Consider the following 6,171-nt stretch of genomic DNA (forward strand, 5'->3'; position numbering starts at 1 on the left):
GTATGACGCCGTTGGTAAATCCTGTTTTGTTCTCATGCCAACAAACGACGAAAAACCCTTTACAATCAAGGTGGTGCTCGCTACCGGACTCGAACCGGTACGCCCCGAAGGACAACAGATTTTAAGTGTCAGAATAATGTAATAAAATCAATCACTTACGACGCATCGTATGCGCCCGATATGCGCTATATGTGACAGGCCAGCCATGCGGGCGAACTGATGCCGCCCGCATGGCCGAAAGCTTACCTGCCGTTGATGCCGCTGCGAATTGTGGCGCCGAGAACCGCCGTCAACCCGATCTCAAACGCATCCGGAAGGCTGGCATCACCCGTCAGATAGGCAGCCACCGCACCCGCGACACCCAGCGCAGCGGTGATATAGGTCTTCTTGCCGGCGAGCTGGCCGCCCTTCATGAGCTTACCCATGATCTGTCCTTTCTTTTCCGGCGCGGTCCAGGTCACGCGCCATAGCATCGATGTCGGTCATGGCCCGGTCGAGCCAGCCCCCGACGAACAGGGCCTGATCCCTGGTTTCTCTGCCCGCTTGGCGGGCGTTGGCATTCTGTTGGACGAGGTCCCCGAAGAACCGCACCCGCGCCGCTGTGAAGGCGAGGCGAATGGCATTCGCCGGGCGGCGTGCGATGGCGGCCAAGGTCGCCGGGCCGATGATCCCATCTGCCTTGGCCCCCACGGCGAGCTGTAGCCATTTCGCGGCCTGGCCTGGCCCCGACAGCACGCCGGCATCAATGACCAGGCCGCGCAAGGCCGGGTCATTGATCTGATCGAAGCGCGGGGCTGTGATATAGCGCTCTGCATAGATCGCTCGCGCCTCCGCCTCCCCCAACGCCCGCACATCCTCCGCCTTGACCGGCCGTCGCCGCCATGCGGACAGGGTGGCCAGCGTGATACCCCCCTTGGTCGGGCCGCCCCTGTCCGCCGGATGGTCGGTGTATTGCGGCCAGCCCTCACGCCTGAGGACTTCGGAAATGACGCTGTTCACCTCGTCCATTTGCGTCAATCCCCCCCACCGGACTGGTGCCGTTGCTGGGCTACCAGTTGCTTCAGGTCGGTGCGGATCTCGCCCACTGCCTTTTCCAGATTGTCCCAGTGGGCCTGCCAGAGTTCCCGACTGAGATATTGGCCCGCCACATCGTCCCGCAGCTTGGAGATACGGGCATTGAGTTGGCTGTATCCCGCCCACGCGGCGGCCAGAATGGGCAGCACGACGCCAGCCAGGATGGCGACCAGGAATTCTCCACTGATCATGACGTCACCTCGACCGTGTAGCCTGCCTCCGTCAGCGCGGCCAACGCAGTCAACGGCGCCTGTCGGCGCGGCGCCACATTGCGGGCCGCATCCTCGGCGCTGACATGGGCCGTGTGCGGGCCGGTGCCGGCCTCAGCCGCCACCCGCAGGGCGAAGGCCGCAAACGTTTCCGCCGGCGCCGCCGCCACAAAGGTGCGGGTGGTGGTTTCAGGGCTATAACAAGCGGCCTCCAGGATTACCGCCGGCGGTTGCGCGCCTTCCGGATACCGGTTGCGGCCGCACCCCATTACCTGGGCCGAATACCGGCCCTGTAGCTTGAACCCCAGAAGCATTTGTACCCCCTTACGCTACCAGCACTTCCGCGCCGATTTTGATTTTCGAGTTGTTGTTGCCGGGGTTGTAGGCCCCGGTGTGGCTGATGGCCCCGCTCCCGTTGCCCAAGATCCCGCAGGCCCCGGAGATGGCGAACCGACCGTTCACATTGTCGATTTTCGTCACCAGGCCCCACGCCTGCACGCCGGACCCGGCGCGTTCGGATGTGATGCCCGTATACAGATGCAAGCCGTCTTCCCCGGCCGCGATCTGGTCATAGATCCCGGCCTCGTCATTGTTCAGGAAGTCGCTGTTTGCGACCTTAAGCGATGAGCAGCGCAGGACGCGCAACCCGTTCCGGCTGGCGCCTGTAATGCTGGCCCCCGTGATCTGGACCCCACGTCCCGCTGTATTGACGCGGATGCCGTCGCGGAACCGGCCCGAAGCCATGAACTGCGAGACCGACACCGCCGTTGAATTGGAATGGATATCCAGGGCGGCAGAGGTGGACGCGCCCGACACCAGACGGGCGCTGCAATTGACCAACTGCGCCTGCCCCACGAATGCCAGGGTCCAGGCGGGGTGATCGCCCACGATCTTGGCCCGGCAATTCGTCCAGGCAGTGCTCAGCGAATAGTAGACGCTGAACGCATAATCCCACTCGCCGCCCCCGGGAGCCCCTTCGACATCGACGTTCACGACCTTGCACGCCGCATATGCGCCGGTCACAACGATGCCATAGCCTCCTGGCAGGCCGCCGTTGCGGTTGTTGATCCTGATATCGGAAATCACGGTCTCGCCCTGTTCGTCGTATGGATCGACGATGATGCCGTTGCCACACAGATACAGTGTGCAATCGGAGAGATTGTTGTGCCCCCGGATGATCCGGATGGCTTCGTGGCAATATTCGATGACCAGGCGCGTGACGAACTGGTCCGTCGATCCCATCAGCAGCCCCCGGCCGAAACCGTTGATCCAACATTTCTCAATGAACGCGCCATTTGCGTGGCCGCCTATGGCCCCTGTGAGGCCATAGGCGCCTCCAAGTTCCGCTACAATGAACAGGTCTTTGACGACGGTCGGCGGGCCGCTGCTGTCCGCCCCGGCCATGGCGAAGACATAGCCCACGCCAGCCGTACCGTTTCCGACAGTGATGTATGAAGACCCAAGGCTTTCGCCCTCCCAGACGTCTCCGATATACATCTGGATAACGCCGGCCTCGGACAGGTGCGGCACCTCCCCCGGCAGGATGCCATAGGCCGGATTGTTGATGGCGGGACGTACCGGCCCCTCACAGAAAAAATTACCCGTCGGCACCACCACCCGCGACCGGACCCCGACGCGGTAATGGCTGGCGCGGGCACAGGCGCCCAAGGCATCGTAATTGTTGGTGGCCGCATCGGCGTCGCCGGCATAGTCGCCGACAGCGCCCCACCAGCAGGGAGAGCGTGCCACATTGCCGAATGACCCGATCACCTCGCCATCGGCGATGTCGAAAATATGCTGGGTGATGTCCGCCCATACGCGGCCGGTAATGGTGACCTTGGCCCCGCCGATGGGGCGCAACATGCCGCCCTGCTCAAAGCGGATATTGCGCGTGATTGTGGTGTCCGCAGCAATTTCATAAACGCCGCGGCACACCGTAAAATCAAAGGGCGCGCCCGCTGCCACGGCCCCGAAATCGACGGTCCCCTCCGGTGCCATCCCCGGCAGCGTACGCTTGCCCCCCAACAACATTTCCTGCCGGACCGCATGTTTCGGCCACCCGGTATGTTCGGGCCATGGATAAGCCATCTGTCATCCCTCCACGTCTGCCAGGCGGCGGCGCAACTCCTGTCGCCGGTCCAGCCAATCTTGCTCTGATTGATGGGGCGGCAGGCCCGCCCGCGCGTCTTCATGCCACCGCGCTTGAAACTCCGCGTCGGTCGCCGCCAGCGCGGCAATAAGGCTGTCTCTCAGCGACGGTATCGGATGCCGTTCACGTTCTGCCTCGGTCAGCGCACGCACATGCCAGTGCGCGCCATCCCAAACCGCCGTTTGTGTGTGCGGGTCCAGGGGGGGCACCGGCGGCAGGGACAGGGTCCAGCCCGGTTCCGGCACCCCCTGCGCATCCAACCGCAATGCCCCGGCGCGCGTCCGCAACAGGTGCTGCAGGTCATCATCGGACGACGCATCGGCCAACACCTGGCCCGCCGCGACCCAGGCCGCATAGGCCGGATTGTCCCCCTCCACCGGTTCCCCATCCGGCCCGGCGGCCAGGGTGGCGGGCGGCGGGTCGTGCGCCGCCACCCTGGCCGCCGCCTCCACCGCTTCGGCGCGCGCGGCGATGGCGGCCACCGCCCGGTTGACCGCGATGGTGGCCGCTACCTCCGCCGCCGGCGCGGTGCCCAGCACCAGGGCCGGCGATGGACAGCGCGGATAGCCATCCGCCATCGACCAGACGGACAGATACCGCCCGCCGCCATAAACACCCGTGCCGATATCTTCACTGCGCATAGGTCAAATCCTCCGAAATGCGGGTCAGGACCACGCGAGCGGTCCAGACCATGCGGGTCGCCGCCACGCCCGTCACGCGCACGGCCACGGTCTGGGCCGTACTGTCGATAGAAAGGGCCACGTCCATGCCGGACTCCGTCTCCTGATCCTCGCCGATGGTCTGCACCGACCCGGCCAGGGTGACGCTCCCGCCGGCATCGCGGACATACCGGGCCAGCCGGCGATAGGTGCCGCCCTGCGTGGATGCCGCACCATAGGTGCGGGCCTGTACCGTCACATCCAGGGTCACGGCCTCCCGCTCCCCGATGGCGATGCGTGGCGTCAGGTCGGTCGGCGTGGCGTCGGTCGTAACGCCGCGCATGGTCACTACCCCCGGCCCATCGACCGGCGATACGCGGGGCCGGCCGGCCGGGACCATCCGATCCCGCGCGATCACCCCATCGCTGATCAGGCCCGCGCCGGCCGCCGTGCCGATCAGTAGATGCGGGCCAGACGCCGACACCGACACGATGGTATCGCTGCCGATGGCCGCCCCGCCGCTGGCCCCGTCAAGATACTGCACCCGGCCAAGGCCCGCGAAGATCGACACACCGTCGCCGGTGCCTACCGCCAGGGTGCCGGCCGCGTCATTGGCCGCCAGCCACGTGACATAGTCGGATGTGCCTCCCAGGGTGGCCGCTACGCCACCGGCGATCAGCGCCCGTTCATCTTCATACATGCGGCGGATCTGCGCCGGCGTGGGCGTATAGGCGCTGATCCGGAACAGCAGCAGACTGCCCGCGTACGGGTTGGTGCCCGTGACTTGCCCCCCCACCCGCAACACAGCGGCGGAATTTGATACGCTGCCGACCGCGCCTACGCTGGCTGTGCCCTCTCGCACGCCATCGACCCATATCTCCAGGAGGCCAGATCGACGGACAACCAGGATTTGGTGCCAACGATCTGAGGTGAATACTGCCGTGGCGGTATCCACCAGCGCAGTATTTACGCCATCGGAGATCAGGAACCGCAGCAGACCGCCAGTCTGGAAATTCGCCTGTATCAGCGCGCCGGTGCCGCCGCTGGTCCAGCGCTGCCATATCCGCTGGCCCGCCGTGCTGCTGTTACAGCGCATCCAAAAGGCTGCGCTGAAATCACCGGTCCCGAAATCCAGATCCGGATTGTAGGGCTGGTACAGATAGTTTCCGGAGGCAAATCCGCTGACGGCCGCCAGCCCGCAGAGAAGTGCCGTCCGGTCAAGAAATCCGCTCACTACCAGCCCACCGCCCTTAGAACTTCGGTCTGGCAGCGAGAGGCGGACGGACACGTTATCGACCCGCGATGTACCGGCGCCCGACCGGTGCAGGCGGACCCATGTCAATGATCCGGTAGCGGTAAACTGCCCAACAAAGCCACCCGTGCGGTTAATCGCGGACAGCAGTTGTGATCCGGACTGGATCGTCCCGACGAAGACGTTGATCGGGTTGTCGGATGCGATTAGTTCGATCCGGTAAGATTGCCCCGCAATGGTGGCAATCGACTGATCGATATAGGCGGCCTGGACCCCGTTGCCCGTGAGGGCCGCCGCTCCCGATGCCCATACGGCGCTTTGCCCGCTGCCACCCGGATCAGTCCCGGCGGTCCATCCCGTCAGGTCGCTCGCGAACCCGCCGTTGACGATCATTTCGCCCGAAGCGGTTGCTGCTCCGGCCGTCGTGTCACACAGCCACGCGCCCCGGACGTCTCCGGGCATCCACCCAGTGGCATAATCCTTGGTGATATACGCGGCCATCCCGTTGGTGGCATTTGCGATGTCTTCAGCGACAAGTGAAAGGCCCACATTCTTGCCAATCACCAACACGCCATTGATCACAGCCAGCGATGGCTTGTGATCTGGCGCCCCCGAGAGGGTCGCCGGCACATCGGAATTCGCACGGTACAGTGCGCTTGCGCCGCCAGACGCCGCATCCGCATAGGGCAGCGGGAAGCGATATACGAGCCCCCTGCCATCGGGGCTCAACAGGCCATAAGTTGTCCCCACAGACCTGTAGACCAGCAGCGACCCCGCTTCATCCAGCAATACTCGCGCCACTGAAAAATCCGTGCAGCGGTCGTAGAC

General features: G+C 64.6%; 7 protein-coding genes. All 7 read right to left on the minus strand.

The genetic code is table 11. From position 1 onward, the window contains the following. Window positions 1-242: 242 nt before the first annotated feature. Window positions 243-425 (minus strand): hypothetical protein, encoded by a 183-nt coding sequence (locus KBA48_RS31820; protein ID WP_292912693.1) that lies wholly within the window; start codon window positions 423-425, stop codon window positions 243-245. Continuing rightward, window positions 418-1,008 carry a glycosyl hydrolase 108 family protein gene (locus KBA48_RS31825; RefSeq protein ID WP_292912694.1) on the minus strand — a complete coding sequence of 197 codons (591 nt, stop codon included), beginning with the start codon at window positions 1,006-1,008 and terminating at the stop codon, window positions 418-420. The genes KBA48_RS31820 and KBA48_RS31825 overlap by 8 nt, the downstream gene beginning before the upstream one ends. Window positions 1,009-1,013: 5 nt before the next feature. Then, entirely contained in the window at window positions 1,014-1,265 is a 252-nt protein-coding gene (locus KBA48_RS31830; RefSeq protein ID WP_292912695.1) for a hypothetical protein, read from the minus strand. Next, entirely contained in the window at window positions 1,262-1,597 is a 336-nt protein-coding gene (locus tag KBA48_RS31835; protein ID WP_292912696.1) for a hypothetical protein, read from the minus strand. Before KBA48_RS31835 ends, KBA48_RS31830 begins: the two co-directional genes overlap by 4 nt. A gap of 10 nt (window positions 1,598-1,607) precedes the next feature. Next, window positions 1,608-3,308: a hypothetical protein gene (locus KBA48_RS31840; RefSeq protein WP_292912697.1), complete on the minus strand. Its 1,701-nt coding sequence runs from the start codon at window positions 3,306-3,308 to the stop codon at window positions 1,608-1,610. A gap of 66 nt (window positions 3,309-3,374) precedes the next feature. Beyond that, window positions 3,375-4,073 carry a hypothetical protein gene (locus KBA48_RS31845; protein WP_292912698.1) on the minus strand — a complete coding sequence of 233 codons (699 nt, stop codon included), beginning with the start codon at window positions 4,071-4,073 and terminating at the stop codon, window positions 3,375-3,377. Continuing rightward, window positions 4,063-6,171 (minus strand): LamG domain-containing protein (locus KBA48_RS31850; protein ID WP_292912699.1); only part of this gene is annotated, 2,109 nt, incomplete at its 5' end. The genes KBA48_RS31850 and KBA48_RS31845, both read right to left, overlap by 11 nt.

Source organism: Niveispirillum sp. (assembly GCF_017996735.1).
GTDB lineage: Bacteria > Pseudomonadota > Alphaproteobacteria > Azospirillales > Azospirillaceae > Niveispirillum.

What these genes read in the sequence shown, in the direction of transcription:
- KBA48_RS31820 (WP_292912693.1), bottom strand. Translation starts at nt 425, where the DNA reads ATGGGTAAGCTCATGAAGGGCGGCCAGCTCGCCGGCAAGAAGACCTAT.
- KBA48_RS31825 (WP_292912694.1), bottom strand. Translation starts at nt 1,008, where the DNA reads ATGGACGAGGTGAACAGCGTCATTTCCGAAGTCCTCAGGCGTGAGGGC.
- KBA48_RS31830 (WP_292912695.1), bottom strand. Translation starts at nt 1,265, where the DNA reads ATGATCAGTGGAGAATTCCTGGTCGCCATCCTGGCTGGCGTCGTGCTG.
- KBA48_RS31835 (WP_292912696.1), bottom strand. Translation starts at nt 1,597, where the DNA reads ATGCTTCTGGGGTTCAAGCTACAGGGCCGGTATTCGGCCCAGGTAATG.
- KBA48_RS31845 (WP_292912698.1), bottom strand. Translation starts at nt 4,073, where the DNA reads ATGCGCAGTGAAGATATCGGCACGGGTGTTTATGGCGGCGGGCGGTAT.